This is a genomic window from Variovorax sp. TBS-050B, from assembly GCF_029893635.1.
Taxonomy (GTDB): Bacteria; Pseudomonadota; Gammaproteobacteria; order Burkholderiales; family Burkholderiaceae_C; genus Variovorax.
Map to the genome: position 1 here is coordinate 823,040 of NZ_JARXYR010000002.1, position 16,856 is coordinate 839,895.

The 16,856-nt window shown below is 69.8% G+C and carries 17 protein-coding genes; 2 read left to right on the plus strand and 15 right to left on the minus strand.

Annotation, left to right across the window (positions count from 1 at the left end):
• Together M2165_RS06865 and M2165_RS06870 are read right to left on the minus strand one after the other, a co-directional pair.
• Positions 1-750, minus strand: a complete 750-nt coding sequence (locus M2165_RS06865; protein ID WP_280813926.1) for an amino acid ABC transporter permease — start codon at positions 748-750, stop codon at positions 1-3.
• 30 nt (positions 751-780) lie between these two features.
• Complete coding sequence (locus M2165_RS06870) at positions 781-1,680, minus strand: amino acid ABC transporter substrate-binding protein (protein WP_280813928.1); 900 nt, start codon at positions 1,678-1,680, stop codon at positions 781-783.
• 181 nt (positions 1,681-1,861) lie between these two features.
• Between M2165_RS06870 and M2165_RS06875 the strand changes: the two genes are divergently transcribed.
• Positions 1,862-2,791: a LysR family transcriptional regulator gene (locus M2165_RS06875; protein ID WP_280813929.1), complete on the plus strand. Its 930-nt coding sequence runs from the start codon at positions 1,862-1,864 to the stop codon at positions 2,789-2,791.
• An 18-nt stretch (positions 2,792-2,809) separates the two neighbouring features.
• Here the strand turns inward: M2165_RS06875 and M2165_RS06880 are convergent, their stop codons facing one another.
• The 7 genes from M2165_RS06880 to M2165_RS06910 all read right to left on the minus strand — a co-directional run bounded on the left by M2165_RS06880 (position 2,810) and on the right by M2165_RS06910 (position 9,590).
• Positions 2,810-3,730, minus strand: a complete 921-nt coding sequence (locus M2165_RS06880) for a hydroxymethylglutaryl-CoA lyase (RefSeq protein WP_280813930.1) — start codon at positions 3,728-3,730, stop codon at positions 2,810-2,812.
• A 153-nt stretch (positions 3,731-3,883) separates the two neighbouring features.
• On the minus strand, positions 3,884-5,053 hold the full coding sequence (locus tag M2165_RS06885) for an acyl-CoA dehydrogenase family protein (RefSeq protein ID WP_280813931.1): 1,170 nt from the start codon (positions 5,051-5,053) through the stop codon (positions 3,884-3,886).
• Positions 5,050-6,282: a CoA transferase gene (locus M2165_RS06890; RefSeq protein WP_280813932.1), complete on the minus strand. Its 1,233-nt coding sequence runs from the start codon at positions 6,280-6,282 to the stop codon at positions 5,050-5,052. Before M2165_RS06890 ends, M2165_RS06885 begins: the two co-directional genes overlap by 4 nt.
• Before the next feature lie 124 nt (positions 6,283-6,406).
• A complete protein-coding gene (locus M2165_RS06895; protein WP_280813934.1) occupies positions 6,407-7,417 on the minus strand; it encodes a tripartite tricarboxylate transporter substrate binding protein in 1,011 nt (336 codons plus the stop codon).
• A gap of 23 nt (positions 7,418-7,440) precedes the next feature.
• Entirely contained in the window at positions 7,441-7,836 is a 396-nt protein-coding gene (locus tag M2165_RS06900) for a cupin domain-containing protein (protein WP_280813935.1), read from the minus strand.
• Entirely contained in the window at positions 7,833-8,582 is a 750-nt protein-coding gene (locus tag M2165_RS06905; protein WP_280813936.1) for an IclR family transcriptional regulator, read from the minus strand. The genes M2165_RS06900 and M2165_RS06905 overlap by 4 nt, the downstream gene beginning before the upstream one ends.
• An 87-nt stretch (positions 8,583-8,669) precedes the next feature.
• Positions 8,670-9,590, minus strand: coding sequence for a glyoxylate/hydroxypyruvate reductase A (locus tag M2165_RS06910; protein ID WP_280813937.1), 921 nt, complete (start codon positions 9,588-9,590; stop codon positions 8,670-8,672).
• Between the two features lie 83 nt (positions 9,591-9,673).
• On the opposite strand from M2165_RS06910, the gene M2165_RS06915 reads away from it, so the two are divergent.
• The gene (locus M2165_RS06915) at positions 9,674-9,988 is read left to right on the plus strand and encodes an EthD family reductase (protein ID WP_280813938.1); all 315 of its coding nucleotides are present in this window, start codon (positions 9,674-9,676) and stop codon (positions 9,986-9,988) included.
• Between the two features lie 9 nt (positions 9,989-9,997).
• Here M2165_RS06915 and M2165_RS06920 read toward each other — a convergent pair whose 3' ends face one another.
• From M2165_RS06920 to M2165_RS06945, 6 genes are all read right to left on the minus strand, one after another.
• Entirely contained in the window at positions 9,998-10,936 is a 939-nt protein-coding gene (locus M2165_RS06920; protein WP_280813939.1) for a DUF4349 domain-containing protein, read from the minus strand.
• Between the two features lie 68 nt (positions 10,937-11,004).
• Positions 11,005-13,005 carry an acetyl/propionyl/methylcrotonyl-CoA carboxylase subunit alpha gene (locus tag M2165_RS06925; protein ID WP_280813940.1) on the minus strand — a complete coding sequence of 667 codons (2,001 nt, stop codon included), beginning with the start codon at positions 13,003-13,005 and terminating at the stop codon, positions 11,005-11,007.
• A complete protein-coding gene (locus M2165_RS06930) occupies positions 12,998-13,669 on the minus strand; it encodes a DUF4126 domain-containing protein (RefSeq protein WP_280813941.1) in 672 nt (223 codons plus the stop codon). Before M2165_RS06930 ends, M2165_RS06925 begins: the two co-directional genes overlap by 8 nt.
• Before the next feature lie 159 nt (positions 13,670-13,828).
• On the minus strand, positions 13,829-14,617 hold the full coding sequence (locus tag M2165_RS06935) for an enoyl-CoA hydratase/isomerase family protein (protein ID WP_280813942.1): 789 nt from the start codon (positions 14,615-14,617) through the stop codon (positions 13,829-13,831).
• Complete coding sequence (locus M2165_RS06940; RefSeq protein WP_280813943.1) at positions 14,614-15,129, minus strand: DinB family protein; 516 nt, start codon at positions 15,127-15,129, stop codon at positions 14,614-14,616. Before M2165_RS06940 ends, M2165_RS06935 begins: the two co-directional genes overlap by 4 nt.
• 18 nt (positions 15,130-15,147) lie before the next feature.
• A complete protein-coding gene (locus tag M2165_RS06945) occupies positions 15,148-16,758 on the minus strand; it encodes a carboxyl transferase domain-containing protein (protein ID WP_280813944.1) in 1,611 nt (536 codons plus the stop codon).
• Between the last annotated feature and the right edge of the window lie 98 nt (positions 16,759-16,856).

Below are 16,856 nucleotides of genomic sequence, written 5' to 3' on the forward strand. Positions count from 1 at the left end.
TCAGCCCCTCCGTCCGCCGGCGCCGATCAGGCCCGGCACGGCCAGCCGGCGCTCCATGTGGCGCATGCCGAGCACCACGATGCCGTTGATCGCCAGGTAGCCCGCCGTGGCCGCGCTGAAGGCCTCGAAGATGTGGAAGGTGTATTCCTGCATCGAGCGCGCCTGCCCCGTCAGCTCGAGCAGGCCGATGGTCAGCGCGACCGACGAGTACTTGATGATGCCGGTGAACTCCGAGGTCAGCGGCGGGATCACGATGCGCATCGCCTGCGGCACGATGATGTGCCGGTAGCGCTGGAACTCGGTCAGGCCCATGGCCGTGGCGGCGCTGAACTGCCCGCGCGGCAGCGACTGGATGCCCGAGCGCACCTGTTCGGCCACGCGCGCCGAGCCATAGAAGCTCAGGCAGGCGAGCGCCGGCAGGAACTGGCCCCAGGGCTGCGGCAGCTGCTTCATCGCGGTGCCCCAGTCGCGCGGCAGCAGCTCGGGCAGCACGAAGTACCAGAGGAACATCTGCACCAGCAGCGGCACGCTGCGGAAGGCCTCGACGTAAATTGCCACCGCGATGCGCCAGCCGCGCCCGCGGACCGTGCGCATCACGCCCAGCACGCTGCCGCAGAGCAGCGCCAGCACCCATGCCACCAGGGCCAGCGCCAGCGTCCAGCCGACGCCGATCATCAGCATCTCCCAGTAGGTGTTCAGGCCGTCGAGCGACAGCTCGCGGAACACCGCCCAGCTCCAGTCGTAGTTCATGCGCGTGCCGCGTCCTGCCTGGTCCGGGGCTTACTCGTAGTGCTGCGGGTCGCCCGAATCGGTGGGCTTGGCGAGCGCGCGCTTGAGCGCGTCGCTCATCGGAAAGCGCAGGTTGATCTGCTTGGGCGGAATCGGCGCGTTGAAATACTTGTCGTAGAGCTTGCCGACGGTGCCGTCCTTGATCAGCGCCAGCACCGCGTCGTCGACCACCTTCTTGAACGCTGGATCGTCCTTGGGCTCGACGATGCCGTAGGGCGCCAGTTCGAGGCCCTTGGTGCCGACCACGAAGTCGTCCGGGTTGCGCGCCGAGGCGACCGCACCGTAGGCCAGGCCGTCGTCGTTGATGGAGCCGGCGGCGCGGCCGGACTCCACCATCAGGAAGGCCTCGGCGGTGTTCTTCGCGGGCGCGATCGTGATGCCGAGGTTGTCGCGCGCGTTGATCTGCGAGATCAGCTTGAAGGTCTGGCCGCCGGCCTGGGCGGCGATGGTCTTGCCGCGGAACGAGGCCGGGTTGTTCACGTCCACGCCCGCGTCCTTGCGCGCGACCAGCACCACCTGCGCGACGAAGGTGGTCGGCGCGAACGAGACCAGCTTGTGGCGCTCGGGCTTGTTGGTGGTGTTGCCGCACTCCAGGTCGATGGTGCCGTTGGCGAGCAGCGGCAGCCGGGTGGCCGAGGTGGTCGGGTTGTAGCGCACCTGCAGCGCGTCGAGCTTGAGCGCCTTCTGCACCGCACGCGCCACGTGCTCGCAGATCTCCACCGTGTAGCCGATCGGCTTCTGGTTGCCGTCGAGGTAGGCGAAGGGCACGGAGGTCTCGGGATGGCCCAGCGTGAGGGCGCCGGTCTCGCGAATCTTGTCGAGGCGCCCGGCCTGGGCCTGCGCGGCGCCCAGGAGGGTGGCGCCGAAGATGATCCATACACCGAGCTTCATTCGATTCTCCCGTTCAGATTGGTATGACGAGCCGCCGGCTGCCGCCGACGTGCGCGAGGCCGCAGAAGCCCTGTGCGAAGCGTTCGTCGCTCGGGCTTGCAACGAAAGTATGCTATGCCTGCGCCGCGGCGGCCAATGCCGCTTCACCACTCTTGCATACCGATCTGATATGACGAACCGCATGGCCCTGCGCCATATCGAGGCCTTCAACAGCGTGATCCGCCTCGGCACCATGACGGGCGCGGCGGTGGCGCTGCACACCTCGCAGCCGCAGGTCAGCAGGCTGATCGGCCAGCTCGAGGCCATCGTCCAGTTCAAGCTGTTCGAGCGCAATGGCAGCCGCCTCAAGCCCACGCTGGAGGGCCTGCGCTTCCACAACGAGGTGCGCAAGACCTTCGAGGGCCTCGCGAGCCTCGAAGCGGCGGCCGCCAACATCCGCGCCTTCGGCACGCAGCGCCTCAGCGTGGCCGCGATGCCGCGGCTGGCAGGCGGGCCGATGGCGCGCGTGGTCGCGAGCTTCAAGCTCGCCCATCCGCGCGTGCTGGTGGCGGTCCACTCGGGCGATGCGCAGACGGTGCACCGCTGGGTCCAGTCGGGCTTCTGCGATGCCGGGCTCGCGATGCTCTACGACGAGCAGGCCGATGCAAAGGACCTGCAGGTCGAGGTGCTGCACCGCGCGAACTTCGTGGTGGTGCTGCCGCCCGACCATCCGCTGGCGCGCCTGCGCGTGGTGCATGCACGCGACCTCGATGGCCATGCGCTGGTCGCCGCGGTGCAGGGCAGCAGCCTGCGCCAGCGCTGCGACCGGCTGCTGGCCGAGGCCGGCGCGACCTGCACCATCACGGCCGAAGCGAACCTCGGCGCCACCGTCTGCGCGCTGGTGGCCGCGGGCGTCGGCATCGGGCTGATCAACCCGCTGGCCGCGCAGGACGAACTGCGCCAGGCGAAGCTGCAGGTCCGCCCCTTCCTGCCCGAGACTTCGATGTCGGTGGCGCTGCTCTATCCCACGCAGGTCGAGCAGCACCGACTGGTGCAGACCTTCGCGCGCTCGGCGCGCGGTGCGCTGCGGCGCGAGTTCGCGCGCCTCGTCACCGTGCCCACCGGCGGCTGAGCGCCGGCGCGGGCCTGCTCAGCCCGCTCGCTTGGTCCGGATCGCCTTCGACGCGCGCGAGTTCGGCTCGCGCCCCAGCGCCTCGCTGATGTAGACGCCCGCGTCGATCAGGCGGTCGAGGTCGATGCCGGTCTCGATGCCCATGCCGTGCAGCATGTAGACCACGTCCTCGGTCGCGACGTTGCCGGTCGCGCCCTTGGCATAGGGGCAGCCGCCGAGGCCTGCCGAGGAGGACTGGAAGTTCCACACGCCGAGCTCCAGCGAGGCGAGCGTGTTGACCAGCGCCTGGCCGTAGGTGTCGTGGAAATGGCCCGAGACATGGTCGACGCCGAAGTGCGCCAGCGTGGCCTCGATCGCGGCCTGCACCTTGCGCGGCGTGCCCACGCCGATGGTGTCGGCCACGTCCACGCGCTCCACGCCGATGCCCTTCATCAGCCCGGCCAGCATGCCCACGCGTTCGGGCGCGATCTCGCCCTCGTAGGGGCAGCCGACGGTGCACGACATCGCGCCGCGCACCGCGATGCCCTTCTCGCGCGCCGCGGCCACCACGGGGGCGAAGCGCTCGATGCTCTCTGCGATCGAGCAGTTGATGTTCTTCTGGCTGAAGGCCTCGCTCGCGGCGCCGAAGACCACGATCTCGTCGGGCCATTCGGCGCGCGGTGCGGCCACGGCCGCCTCGAAGCCCTTCATGTTCGGCGTGAGCACCGAGTAGCGCACGCCGGGCTTGCGGCGGATGCCGTGCATCACCTCGGCGGCGTCGGCCATCTGCGGCACCCACTTGGGGCTCACGAAGCTCGTGACCTCGATCTCGGCGAGGCCGGCGTCCTGCAGCCGGTGCACGAGGCCGATCTTGACTTCGGCGGAGACCGGTTGCTTCTCGTTCTGCAGGCCGTCGCGCGGGCCGACGTCGACGATCCTGACGCGGGTGGGGAGTTTCATGGGAATGTCTCTGGGGTCGCGAAGGAAGAAGGGGAAAAAGCCGGCACCCATTGTCCGCCACCTGCGCCCGACGTGCCTGGTACAGAGTGCGCGGAAGGTAGCAATGCACGCCAGCGGCGTTGCAAATCGCGCCAGCCGGCGCAGGCCGCCGCCTCAGTACGACTTGGGCAGCCCGAGCGCCTTCTCGGCGATGAAGTTCAGGATCATCTGCGGGCTCACCGGTGCGATGCGCGGGATGTAGCTCTCGCGCAGCAACCGCTCGACGTGGTACTCCTTCGCATAGCCCATGCCGCCGAGCGTGAGCACCGCGTTCTGGCAGGCGTCGTGCGCGGCCTCGGCCGCGAGGTACTTGGCGGCGTTGGCCTCGGTGCCGCAGGGCTCGCCGGCGTCGTAGAGCGTGGCGGCCTTGAGCATCATCAGGTCGGCCGCCTCCAGGTTGGCCCAGGCGCGCGCGAGCGGATGCGCCACGCCCTGGTTCTGGCCGATGGGCCGGCCGAACACCACGCGCTCCTGCGCGTACTGCGCGGCGATGCGCAACGCGGCGCGTCCGATGCCGATGGCTTCGGCCGCGATCAGGATGCGCTCGGGGTTGAGCCCGTGCAGGATGTACTCGAAGCCGCGGCCCTCCTCGCCGATGCGGTCTTCCTCGGGCACTTCGAGACCGTCGATGAAGAGCATGTTGGAGTCCACCGCCGCGCGGCCGAGCTTGTGGATCTCGCGCACCTCGACCTTGCTGCGGTCGAGCGGCGTGTAGAACAGCGTGAGCCCCTGCGTGGGCTTCTTCACCTGGTCGAGCGGCGTGGTGCGCGTGAGGATCAGCATGCGGTCGGCCACCTGCGCGGTCGAGATCCAGATCTTCCGGCCGTGCAGCACGTAGCCGCCACCGGGCCGGCGCACCGCCTGGGTCTTGAGGTGCGTGGTGTCGAGCCCCGCGTCGGGTTCGGTGACGGCGAAGCAGGCCTTCTCGGTCCCCGCGATCAGCGGCGGCAGGAAGCGCTGGCGCTGCGCCTCGCTGCCGAACACCACCACCGGATTGAGGCCGAAGATGTTCATGTGCACCGACGACGCGCCCGACATGCCCGCGCCCGAGGCGCTGATGGCGCGCATCATCAGCGCGGCCTCGGTGATGCCGAGCCCCGCGCCGCCCTGCGCCTCGGGCATCGCGATGCCGAGCCAGCCGCTCTCGGCCACGGCGCGGTGGAAGGCATGCGGAAACTCGGCGCGGTCGTCGAGGTCGCGCCAGTACTCGGCGGGGAAGTCCGCGCACAGCCGTTCGATGGCCGCGACCAGCGTGCGCTGGTCTTCGTCGAGGGAGAAGTTCATGGGCTGTCGTCGTCGTTGGATGGATCGGGTTGCAGCGTGACGCCGCGCGCGCGCAGCGCCGCGATCGCCGCATCGTCGTAGCCGGCCTCGCGCAGCAGCTCGACGCTGTGCTCGCCGATGCGCGGCGCATGGCGGCGGATCGCGGCCGGCGTGGCGCCGTAGCGGCCCACGGGCGCGACGGTGCGGATGCGGCCCTCGCTCGGATGCTCGAATTCGGGGAAGAAGCCGACCGCGCGCAGGTGCGGGTCGTCGAGCAGGCTGTCGGTGCTGTGCAGCCGCGCGACCGGGATGTCGGCGCCGTCGAGCAGCGCGAACCATTCGTCGCTGCCGCGCGTGGCCATCACCTCGGCGACGAAGGCATAGACCTCGGCGATGTGGGCCGCGCGCGCGGTGTGGGTGCCAAACATCGGCGAATCGCGCAGCTCGGGCCGGCCGATCAGGTCGAAGAAGGCCTGCCAGTGCTTGTCGTTGTAGATCAGCACGCTCAGGTGGCCGTCGGCCGTGGCGTAGGGCTTGCGGTGCGACGCGAGCAGGCGTGCGTAGCCGGTGGGACCGAGCGGCGGCTCGAAGCTGTGGCCGCCGAGATGGTCGCCCATGACGAACTGCGAGAGCGCCTCGAACATCGGCACCTCCACCGCCTGGCCGCGGCCGGTGCGCTGCGCATGCAGCACGGCCGCGAGCAGCGCGATCGCCGCCTGCAGCCCCACGGCGCGGTCGGCCAGCGTGACGGGCGCATAGCGCGGATCGCCGCCGCTCTGCTGCGCGAACAGCGAGGCCACGCCCGCCGCGCCCTGGATCAGGTCGTCGTAGGCGGGCTTGCCGGCATAGGGCCCGTCCTCGCCGTAGCCGAAGGCGCCGAGGTAGACGATCTTCGGATTGGCCGCGGCCACCGCGTCGTAGCCCAGGCCGAGCCGCGCCATCGCCTGCGGCCGCGTGTTGTAGATCAGCGCATCGCAGCCGGCCGCCAGCCGCAGGCAGGCCTCGCGCCCCTCGGGCTGCTTGAGGTCGAGCACGATCGAGCGCTTGTTGCGGTTGAGGTGCAGCGCGAGCGCGCCCATGCCCGCATGGCGCATCGGCCCGACGGCGCGCAGGTTGTCGCCCGAAGGCGGCTCGACCTTGATCACGTCGGCGCCGAGGTCGCCGAGGGTCTGCGTGGCATAGGGGCCCATCACCACGGCCGTGAGGTCGAGGATGCGGATGCCCTGGAGCGGTCCGTTGCCGGTGCTCATGTCTTCGCTCCTTCCCCCGCTGGGGGAAGGCTGGGATGGGGGCAGGCAGAGCGCCCGATGGAGGCGCTGCGTGCCCCCACCCCTGCCCTCCCCCGGCGGGGGAGGGAGAAACACGAGGGCGAGCTCATTCGGGCTTGATCCCCGCGGCCTCGATCAGCTTCTTCCACTTGCCCAGTTCCGCCACGGTGAACGCGCCGAGCTCCTCGGGCGTGCTGCCGAAGGCATCGAAGCCGAGCTTGCTGACCCGCTCCCGGAACACGGCGCCGTTCGCCATCTCCGACAGCGCCTTGTTGAGCTTCAGGACGATGTCCCTCGGCGTGCCGGCCGGCGCGAAAACGCCGTTCCACGACGTGATGTCGAAGCCCTTGAGCTCGGGCGTGTCGGCCAGCGGCGGCAGCTCGGGGAAGAGCTTGGTGCGCTCCTGCGTGGTGACGGCGATCGCGCGCATCTTGCCGGCCTTGACGGTGGCGAGGCCCGCGGCGAGGTCCACCACCATCATCGACACCTGCCCGCCGATCAGGTCCGCGATCGCGGGCGGCGTGCTCTTGTAGGGCACGTGCAGCATCGGCACGCCGCTCATGCGCGCGAGCGTGGCACCGCTCACGATGCCGGTGCTGTTGCCACTCGCGTAGGTGAGCTTGCCCGGGTTGGCGCGGCCCCAGGCCAGCAGCTCGGCCACGCTCTTCACGGGCAGGTCGTTGTTGACCACCAGCATGAACGGCAGATTGCCGATGCGGCTCACGGGCGCGAAGTCCTTCACCGGGTCGTAGGGCAGCGACTTCATCAGGCTCGGGTTGGCCGAGTGCGTGGTGTTGGTGGTCATGAACAGCGTGTAGCCGTCGGGCGGCGCCTTGGCGACGAACTCGGCCGCGATCACGCCGTTGGCGCCGGCCCTGTTGTCGACGATGACCGAGCCCTTGAGCGCCTCGCCGAGCATCTGCGCGGTGATGCGCGCCACCGCGTCGGTGCCGCTGCCGGCGGCGAAGGGCACGATCAGCTTGATCGGCTGCTTCGGATAGCCGTCCTGCGCGAAGGCCCAGGGCGCTGCGCCCGCGAGCCCGGCGGCGGTGCCCAGGGCGATGAAGCGGCGGCGGTTCGCCACCGCGACCGTGGTTGTCGCGTTGTTCGTCTGCATGTCTTGTCTCCGGTTGGTTGTGTTCAGGGCCGGATCACGCGTTCCGGCAATTCCTCGTAGGGCGGGCTGTAGATCACCAGCACGCGCACCGGCTCGTCGCTCACCACCGTGAAGGTGTGCATCGCATTGGCCGGGAAGAAGCAGCAGTCGCCCGGGTGCAGTTCCTGCCGCTGGCCGCCGACCTCGGCCACCGCGCGGCCTTCGAGCAGGTAGCAGACCTGCTCGATGCCCGGGTGCGCATGCGGCAGCGCGCCCTTGCCCTTCTGAATGTGGCCGACCAGCACTTCGAGCTGCTTCGCGCCCACGGTCTCGGGGCCGATCAGGCGCTTGTTGAGCGTGCCGGTGTGGTTGGCGGGGTGGTAGCCGGCGATCTCGGCTTCGCGGATGAAATAGCGCGGGGCGGTGGTGGGAGTGGTCATCGGGGGGTTTCCGTTTTCGGTTCGATCGCCAGGCAGGCCGAGCGCAGCATCGCGGCGATCTCCTCGATGCGCGGCTCCACGCGGTAGCGCGGGCCCGCGACCGAGATCGCATAGGCCTCGCCGCCGATGGCGAGCGGCCATGCGAGGCCGATCAGGTCGGGGATGCTTTCGCCGAGGTTGCCGTGCCAGCCGCGCGCGGCACCGCGCTGGAGCTCCGCCTCGATCGCCTCGGCGCTGGTCAGGGTGGCGTCGGTCAGCGGCACGAGCGCCATGCCGTCGAGCAGCTTGCGGCGCGCCTCGGGCGCGAGCGTGGACAGCAGCGCCCGGCCGATGGAGTTGGCATAGGCCGGCCGCGTCTCGCCCGACTCGGCCGTGTAGCGGATGCGCTGCGGCGCGCTCAGCACGTCGAGGTAGACCACCGTGCCGGGCTCGCGGAACTTGCCGAAGACCACGGTCTCGCGCGCGGCGTCGCGCAGTTCCTCGAGCGTGGCGCGCACGCGGTCGAGCACCGGGTCGTGGGCCGCGATCACCTGCGCCATCGCCAGCAGCCGGCCGGTCGGGTAGTAGCCCTGGCGTCGCCCGGTTTCGTACATGTAGCCCTGGGCCTCGAGCGTGCGGATCAGGCCCAGGCAGCTCGAGACCGGCATCTCGAGCAGGCGCGCCATTTCGGACAGCGCCAGCGGCTGCTTCTCGCGGGCGAAGAGTTCCACGATCTCGATCACGCGGAATGCCATTTTCACAGTCATGAAAATATTTTCATGGCTATGAAGAGTTTTACGCCCTGGGGTTTGCCCTCCCCGGGGCGGGATCGCTGCCGCCCTTGGCGGCGGGGCTCAGTACCCGCGCACGGGGTCGACCACGCCGCTGATCGGCCGGCCCTCTTCCATCGCACGGATCTTTCCGGCGATCTGCGCGATCGACTCCTCGCGCAGCGTGCGCGCCGAGCCGTGCGGCGTCACGGTGATCTTCGGATGGCGCCAGAAGGGATGGTCGGCAGGCAGCGGCTCGACCTGGAACACGTCGAGCGTCGCGCCGGCGAGCTGGCCGGCATCGAGCATCGGGATCAGGTCCTCTTCCACCAGGTGGGCGCCGCGCGCGATGCTGATCAGGTAGCCCTCGGGCCGCAGCTTGCCGAGGTTGCGGCGGTTGAGGATGCCGCGCGTCGCGTCGGTCAGCGGCAGCAGGTTGACCAGCACGCGCGTCTCCGCGAGGAACGCGTCGAACTGGGATTCGCCGCTGAACACCTTCACGCCATCGATCTGCTTCGGCGAGCGGCTCCAGCCTAGCACCGGAAACTCGAACTGCGCGACCGCCCGCGCCACACGCTCGCCGAGCACGCCCAGGCCCATGATGCCGACGGGAAAGTCGCGCCGCAGCTTGGGCTTGCGGTAGCTCCAGCGGCCTTCGCGCGCATCGGCCTCGTACGCATCGAACTCGCGGAAGTGGCGGATCAGCGTGTGGCACACGTACTCGGCCATCTGCACCGACATGCCCGCATCGTCGAGCCGCACGATGCGCGTGTGCGCGGGCACCTTGAGCTTGAGCAGCGCATCGACGCCGGCGCCGATGTTGAACAGCCCGCGCAATTGCGGCTGCTCGTCGAGCAGCTGCTGCGGCGGCGCCCAGACCACCGCATGGTCGGCCTGCAGCGCACCGGGCTGCCAGCTTTCGATCTGCGCACCGGGCAGTTCGGCGCGCAGGCCTTCGATCCAGGGTTCGGGACGGTTGTCGGTGAGGGAGACGATGATTTTCATGGCCGCCATCTTAGGGGCCGGCTTGTTGCGCCACCGGCCTTCTCCTATGCTCGCGCGACACCACAACCCCCGGAGACGAAGCCATGATCAAGGTCAGCGTGATGTACCCCTACACCGAAGGCGCGCGGTTCGACCACGACTACTACCGCGACAAGCACATGCCCCTGCTCAAGGCGCGCATGGGCGATGCGTGCAGGTCGTACACCATCGACCGCGGCCTCGCCGGCGGCGCGCCGGGCCAGCCGCCCACCTACGTCGGCATGTGCCACGTGTTCTGCGACTCGGCCGAGGCCTTCCAGGCCGCCTTCGGCCCGCACGCGAAGGAGATCCTCGGCGACGTCCGGAACTACACCGACATCGCGCCGGTGATGCAGATCAGCGAAGTGGTGGTGGGCTGAGGGCCTTGCTCAAGCAGCGCGCCGGCGGCGCCACAGCCGCCGCGCGAGCCACGCCAGCGGCAGCAGCACGAGCACCAGCCACGGCAGCACCGCCGCCACGAAGGTGATCAGCGCGCCGACGCTCTCGGCCAGCACCGCGCCCGCATTGCGCAGCGCATGGCGCATCGGGCTGTAGCCGTCGCCGCGGCCCGAGACCAGCGCGCGCTTCGGCGTGAAATGGATCTGGATGTGCTGCTTGCTCGTCTGCTGCGCGAGCTGCTTGCGCTGCGTGGCGATCGCATCGAGCTCGGCCTGCGTGTCCGACAGCGTGCGCTGGATCGCTAGCAGGTCGGCCATGGTGCGCTTGGTGACGGTGTCGCCCAGCGTCGCGCGCAGGCTGTCGCGGAACTCGGTGCGGTTCCTGATGCGGGCCTCGACGTCGATCACTTCGGCGGTCTTGTCCTCGCTGGTCGTGGTGTGCGAGACCACGCTGGCGATGCCCGCGAGGCCGCCGAGCAGCTTGTCGACGTCGGCCGGCTCCACGCGGACTTCGAGCATCGCGCTGCCGGGCTGCTGCGGCGTCTCGCGCAGCAGCGAGGCCGAGAGCAGCTCGCACTTCAGCGTGGCGCAGAGTTCGCGCATGCGGCCCCAGGCATCGGCGAGCTGCTCGGGCGGCACCTCGACGGCCAGCTCCTGCCGCACGGCGAGAAAGCGCTGCTGCAGCGGCGCATCCTGGCGCATCGCGTCCTGCGAGGCGACGGATTCCTTCATCGCCATGCCGCCTGCGAGCCCCGGTGCCGACCGCTGCACGGACGCGGGCGCAGGCGCGGCCGCGGGCGCCGGCTCGGCGGGCACCGCGCTGCGGTCGGTGCGCTCGCGGCCGCAGCCGGCGAGCGACAGCGCGGCGGTCAGCGCGAGCAGCAGCAGGAAGAGGCGTGCACGCGGGCGTGCGGCGGAGCGGGGCGTCATGGCTGTTCCTTGGCGTGATGAAGACCGTGGTTGATACGGCCCGGCGCCCGAGATGGGGTCGATTATTTTCAGGCCGTCGCCATCCGCAGCAACTCGTCGCCCTCGCCCACCTGCTCGCCCGGCGCGAACAGCAGTTCCTCGACCGTGCCGTCGGCCGGCGCGGCGATGGTGTGCTCCATCTTCATCGCCTCCATCACCGCGAGCGGCTGGCCGCGGCTGACCTTGTCGCCGGCCTTCACCGCGAAGGACACGACCTTGCCCGGCATCGGCGCGGTGAGCCGGCCGCCTTCGGCCTGGGTGTCGCCGGCGTGGGCCAGGCGGTCGACGGCGGTGATCCTGGTCGCGCCCTTGGATGCGAACACATGGGCCGTGGCGTCGTCGAGGTAGACGTCGACGGTCTGCCGGTCGCCGGCGAACGCCAGCTCGAACGCGCCCGAAGGAAAACGGGCGACGGTGAGCGGGCCGCCGACGCCGCCGGCCTCGAGCCAGAGGCTGCCGTCATGCCGGAAGGTGAGCCGCGCGGTCTGCGGCTCGCCGCGGAACTCGAAGTCGAAGCGGCGCGTGTATTCGCCCATCGCGCGCCAGCCGTCGCGGCGCGCGAAGGGATCGGCCGCGCCGCTCGCCGCGCCTTCGACCACCAGCGTGCGCGTGATCGCGGCGGCGGCCGCGAGCGGCAGGCCCAGGGGCTCGCGGTCGAACAGCACCGCACGTTCGCGCTCGATCAGCGCGGTGTCGAGGTCGGCCTTGGAGAACGACGCGGTCGCGAGCACGCCGCGCAGGAACTGCACGTTGGTCGCCACGCCCACGATGTGCGTCTGCGCGAGCGCCGCGTCGAGCCGCGCGAGCGCCTCCTCGCGCGTGGCGCCGTGCACGATCAGCTTGGCGATCATCGAGTCGTAGTAGGGCGAGATCTCGCCGCCCTCGCGCACGCCGTCGTCGATGCGCACGCGGCTGCGCTGGAAGGCCGTCGCCTGCGGCTTGCGGTAGACGCGCAGGGTGCCGGTCGCGGGCAGGAAGTTGTTGTCGGGGTTCTCGGCGCAGATGCGCGCCTCGATCGCATGGCCGTGGATCTGCAGCTCGGCCTGCTTGGCGGGCAGCGGCTCGCCCGAGGCCACGCGCAATTGCCATTCGACGAGGTCGAGGCCGGTGATGGCCTCGGTCACCGGGTGCTCCACCTGCAAGCGGGTGTTCATCTCCATGAAGAAGAAATTCATTTGCCCGCCCGAGCGCTGCTCGACGATGAACTCCACCGTCCCTGCGCCCACGTAGTTCACGGCGCGCGCCGCGGCCACGGCGGCCTCGCCCATCTGCCGGCGCATGGCTTCCGTCATGCCCGGCGCGGGCGCTTCCTCGAGCACCTTCTGGTGCCGCCGCTGCACCGAGCAGTCGCGCTCGAACAGGTAGACGTAGTTGCCATGCGTGTCGCCGAAGACCTGGATCTCGATGTGGCGCGGGCGCTGCACGTACTTCTCGATCAGCACCGCGTCGTCGCCGAAGCTGTTGATCGCCTCGCGCTTGCAGGATGCGAGCGCGGCCTCGAAGTCGGCCGCCTTCTCGACCGCGCGCATGCCCTTGCCGCCGCCGCCCGCGCTGGCCTTGATGAGCACCGGGTAGCCGATGCGGTCGGCCTCGCGCTGCAGCAGCGCCGGGTCCTGGTCGGCGCCGTGATAACCCGGCACCAGCGGCACGCCGGCCTTTTCCATCAACTGCTTCGACTCGGCCTTGAGGCCCATGGCCTTGATCGCCGAAGGCGGCGGGCCGATGAAGACCAGGCCCGCATCGGCACAGGCCTGCGCGAACTCCTCGTTCTCGCTCAGGAAGCCGTAGCCGGGGTGCACCGCCTCCGCGCCCGTGGCCTTGGCGGCCTCGAGGATCTTTTCCCAGCGCAGGTAGCTGTCCTTCGGCGCGCTGCCGCCCAGGTGCACCGACTCGTCGCAGGCATGGACGTGGTTGGCATGCGCGTCGGCATCGGAATACACGGCCACGGTGCGGATCGCCATGCGGCGCGCGGTGGCGGCGACCCGGCAGGCGATCTCCCCACGATTGGCGATCAGGATTTTCTTAAACATTGGACGAGTCTCCCGGAGGATTCTTTTTCAGTTGAAAGGCGGGCACCACGCCCGGATCGGTGCGGCCGCTGAAGATGCGGGCCACGCGGACGAACAGCGCCTTGAGGAAGCGCCAGCTCTTTCGGATGAGCCACACGCTCGCGACCAGCACGAGCACGAACAGCACGAGAAAGACGAAGGGATGCGCCACCGCGAGCCACAGGCCCGTGGGCACCATCGTGTCCTCGATCAGCGAGGCGCCGACGTTCGAGAACGGCTCGGGCGAGGTGTTGATGGCCGCGCGCGTGGTGGCCTTGGCCGCATGTGCGGTGGCCGCGAAGCCGCCGCCGACGAGCGCCGCGACGACCGCCATCACGCCATGGTCGGCGCCGAACACGCTGGCCGCGAGCGCCGCGCCCGCCGGGATGCGGATGGCCGTGTGCACCACGTCCCAGAGCGAATCGAGGCCCGGGATCTTGTCGGCGAAGAACTCGATGAACACCATGAAGCCGCTGGCCGCGAGGACCACCGGATGCGCGAGCAGCTGCAGACCGCCCGGCAGCGGCACCCAGCCGAGGTAGCCGGCCAGGCCGGTCAGCAGCACCACGAGGTAGAGACGCACGCCGCTGGCCCAGCCGACGGCGGCGGCCAGGGCGAGCAGCTGGGGCATGTCGAGGGAAGTCATGGTGTCATCCGGGTGAATGCGGGATCGGGCAGCCGAACGCAGAAGTCGCGAAGGTTTCGCAGAAGTCGCAAAAGAAAATCCAAGGAAGATTCTTCATGGTCTTTTCTGCGACTTCTGCGTCGCTTTTGTCTTCCTTCTGCGTTCGGCTGTTCGCATTCATCAGCCCAACCAGGAAGGCTTGCGCTTCTGCAGGAAGGCCTGCACGCCTTCGCGGCCCTCGTCGCTGGCGCGGATGTCGGCGATGCCCTCGACCGTCTTTGCGATCAGCGCATCGTCGATCTCGCGGCCGGCGACCTCGGCGACCAGTTGCTTGCAGGCGCGCACGGCGGCGGGGCTGGCGCCGGTGAGCGCCTTCAGCAGTTCGTCGACCTTGGCATCGAGTGCATCGGCCGCGACCACTTCGTGCACGAAGCCGATGCGGTGCGCCTCGGCGGCGCTGAAGCGCTCGGCCGTGAGGAAGTAGCGCTGCGAGGCGCGCGTGCCCATGGCGCGCAGCACGTAGGGGCTGATGGTTGCGGGCACGAGGCCGATCTTGACCTCGCTGAGGCAGTACCACGCGGTGTCCACGCTCACGGCCATGTCGCAGGCGGCGACGAGCCCCATGCCGCCCGCGTACACGTCGCCCTGCACGCGCGCGATCGTCGGCTTGGGGCATTCGGCGATGGTGCGCAGCATCGCGGCGAGCTTGCCCGCGTCGGCGATGTTCTCGTCGCGCGTGTAGTCGGCCATGCGGCGCATCCAGTGGAGGTTGGCGCCGGCGCAGAAGGCCGGGCCGTTGGCGCCGAGCACGATGGCCTTGACCTGCGGCGCGGCGCCGGCCTCGGTGAAGGCCTGCGTGAGCTCGGCGATGACGCCGTCGTCGAAGGCGTTGCGCGCCTCGGGCTGGTCGAGCCAGATGCGCGCGATAGCGCCGTCGTACGAGAGCTGGAGCTTGGTGAAGTCGGTCATGATGTTCTTGCCTGTTCTTGCAGCAGGCGGGCGAGGTCGAGCACGGGGCAGGGCCGCCCCAGCGCGGTCAGCGCGGCGGTCACCTGGCCGCGGTGATGGGTGCCGTGGTTGAACACGTGGGTCAGCGTGGCGGCGAAAGGCAGCGCAAGCGGTTCGCCGCGCGTGGTGGTGTAACTCAGCACGCCCTCGAAGCGCTCGGCCGGCCAGCCTTGGATGAGCGGCAGCCAGCGCGCCGCGCCTTCGCGCAGGCGTGCATCCAGGCGCGCGCGGTCGGGCTCGGCCTCCGCATCGAGCGCCATCGGCGCCGAGACGCCTTCGTCGAAGCGCCGGAACCACAGCAGGTGCTCGCCCACCAGCAGGTGGTTCAAGGTGCCGTGGATGCTCTTGAAGAACAGGCCCAGGTCGCGCCGGTAGTCCGCCTCGGGCAGTTCCGCCACGGCATCCAGCAGGCAGTCGACGGCCCAGGCGTTGTAGCGCGCCAGGACGGCGAAGTGCTGCTGCATGGAAGGCATGGTCGATCGCTCCCGAAGCTACATGCGGAAGATGCCGAACTTCGGCTCGGGGATCGGTGCGTGGCGCGCGGCCGCCAGGCCCAGCGCCAGCACGCGGCGCGTGTCGGCCGGGTCGATGATGCCGTCGTCCCACAGCCGCGCGGTGGCGTAGTAGGGATGGCCCTGGTCCTCGTACTGCTGGCGGATCGGCGCCTTGAAGGCCTCTTCCTCTTCCGCGCTCCACTGGCCGCCCTTGGCCTCGATGCCGTCGCGCTTGACGGTGGCGAGCACGCTCGCGGCCTGCTCGCCGCCCATCACGCTGATGCGCGCGTTGGGCCACATCCAGAGAAAGCGCGGGCTGTAGGCCCGGCCGCACATGCCGTAGTTGCCGGCGCCGAAGCTGCCGCCGATGATGACGGTGAACTTGGGCACGTTGGCGGTGGCCACCGCCGTGACCATCTTCGCGCCGTGGCGCGCGATGCCTTCGTTCTCGTACTTGCGCCCGACCATGAAACCGGTGATGTTCTGCAGGAACACGAGCGGCGTCTTGCGCTGGCAGCACAGCTCGATGAAGTGCGCGCCCTTCTGCGCGGACTCGCTGAACAGGATGCCGTTGTTGGCGACGATGCCCACCGGCATGCCCTCGATCTCGGCGAAGCCGCAGACCAGCGTGGCGCCGAAGCGGGCCTTGAATTCGTGGAACTCGCTCCCGTCGACGATGCGCGCGATGATCTCGCGCACGTCGAAGGGCTTGCGCGTGTCGGTGGGGATCACGCCGTAGAGCTCCTCGCGCGGGAACGCCGGTGCGCGCACCTCGGCCTTCGCCGCGGCCGCCGGCGCCTTCTGCGCATTGAGGTTGGCGACCGCCGAGCGCGCGAGGGCGAGCGCATGCAGGTCGTTCTGTGCCAGGTGGTCGGCCACGCCCGACAGGCGCGTGTGCACGTCGCCGCCGCCGAGGTCTTCGGCCGTCACCACCTCGCCGGTCGCGGCCTTCACGAGCGGCGGGCCGCCGAGGAAGATGGTGCCCTGGTTCTTCACGATGATCGATTCGTCGCTCATCGCCGGCACGTAGGCGCCGCCCGCGGTGCACGAGCCCATGACCACCGCGATCTGCGGAATGCCCTGGGCGCTCATGTTGGCCTGGTTGTAGAAGATGCGGCCGAAGTGGTCGCGGTCGGGAAAGACCTCGTCCTGGTTCGGCAGGTTGGCGCCGCCCGAGTCGACGAGGTAGATGCACGGCAGCCGGTTCTGCTCGGCGATCTCCTGCGCGCGCAGGTGCTTCTTGACCGTCATCGGGTAGTAGGTGCCGCCCTTCACCGTGGCGTCGTTGCAGACGATCATGCAGTCCACGCCATTGACGCGGCCGATGCCCGCGATGAGGCCGGCGCCGGGCGCATCGCCCTTGTACATGCCGTGCGCGGCGAGCGGCGAGATCTCGAGGAAGGGCGTGCCCGGGTCGAGCAGCTCGGCCACGCGATCGCGCGGCAGCAGCTTGCCGCGCGCCGTGTGCTTGGCGCGCGCGGCCTCGCCGCCGCCCTGTTCCACCTTGGCGAACTGCGCACGCAGGTCGTCCACGAGCGCGCGCATGGCCGCGGCGTTGGCCTGGAAGTCGGCGGAGCGGGCGTTGAGTTTGGTTTCGAGTTGGGTCATGTGGGGGTCAAATTCGGAAACGGGGACCGAACGCAGAGGGCGCGAAGGTTTCGCAGAAATCGCAGAAGAAACTCAAAAAATATGGATTTCCTTCTGCG

Excerpts from the sequence above, each read along its gene's own strand:
- M2165_RS06915 (WP_280813938.1), top strand. The coding sequence starts at position 9,674 with ATGATCAAGGTCAGCGTGATGTACCCCTACACCGAAGGCGCGCGGTTC.
- M2165_RS06870 (WP_280813928.1), bottom strand. The coding sequence starts at position 1,680 with ATGAAGCTCGGTGTATGGATCATCTTCGGCGCCACCCTCCTGGGCGCC.
- M2165_RS06935 (WP_280813942.1), bottom strand. The coding sequence starts at position 14,617 with ATGACCGACTTCACCAAGCTCCAGCTCTCGTACGACGGCGCTATCGCG.
- M2165_RS06925 (WP_280813940.1), bottom strand. The coding sequence starts at position 13,005 with ATGTTTAAGAAAATCCTGATCGCCAATCGTGGGGAGATCGCCTGCCGG.
- M2165_RS06880 (WP_280813930.1), bottom strand. The coding sequence starts at position 3,730 with ATGAAACTCCCCACCCGCGTCAGGATCGTCGACGTCGGCCCGCGCGAC.
- M2165_RS06940 (WP_280813943.1), bottom strand. The coding sequence starts at position 15,129 with ATGCCTTCCATGCAGCAGCACTTCGCCGTCCTGGCGCGCTACAACGCC.
- M2165_RS06910 (WP_280813937.1), bottom strand. The coding sequence starts at position 9,590 with ATGAAAATCATCGTCTCCCTCACCGACAACCGTCCCGAACCCTGGATC.
- M2165_RS06945 (WP_280813944.1), bottom strand. The coding sequence starts at position 16,758 with ATGACCCAACTCGAAACCAAACTCAACGCCCGCTCCGCCGACTTCCAG.
- M2165_RS06900 (WP_280813935.1), bottom strand. The coding sequence starts at position 7,836 with ATGACCACTCCCACCACCGCCCCGCGCTATTTCATCCGCGAAGCCGAG.
- M2165_RS06890 (WP_280813932.1), bottom strand. The coding sequence starts at position 6,282 with ATGAGCACCGGCAACGGACCGCTCCAGGGCATCCGCATCCTCGACCTC.
- M2165_RS06875 (WP_280813929.1), top strand. The coding sequence starts at position 1,862 with ATGGCCCTGCGCCATATCGAGGCCTTCAACAGCGTGATCCGCCTCGGC.
- M2165_RS06920 (WP_280813939.1), bottom strand. The coding sequence starts at position 10,936 with ATGACGCCCCGCTCCGCCGCACGCCCGCGTGCACGCCTCTTCCTGCTG.
- M2165_RS06930 (WP_280813941.1), bottom strand. The coding sequence starts at position 13,669 with ATGACTTCCCTCGACATGCCCCAGCTGCTCGCCCTGGCCGCCGCCGTC.
- M2165_RS06865 (WP_280813926.1), bottom strand. The coding sequence starts at position 750 with ATGAACTACGACTGGAGCTGGGCGGTGTTCCGCGAGCTGTCGCTCGAC.
- M2165_RS06905 (WP_280813936.1), bottom strand. The coding sequence starts at position 8,582 with ATGACTGTGAAAATGGCATTCCGCGTGATCGAGATCGTGGAACTCTTC.
- M2165_RS06895 (WP_280813934.1), bottom strand. The coding sequence starts at position 7,417 with ATGCAGACGAACAACGCGACAACCACGGTCGCGGTGGCGAACCGCCGC.
- M2165_RS06885 (WP_280813931.1), bottom strand. The coding sequence starts at position 5,053 with ATGAACTTCTCCCTCGACGAAGACCAGCGCACGCTGGTCGCGGCCATC.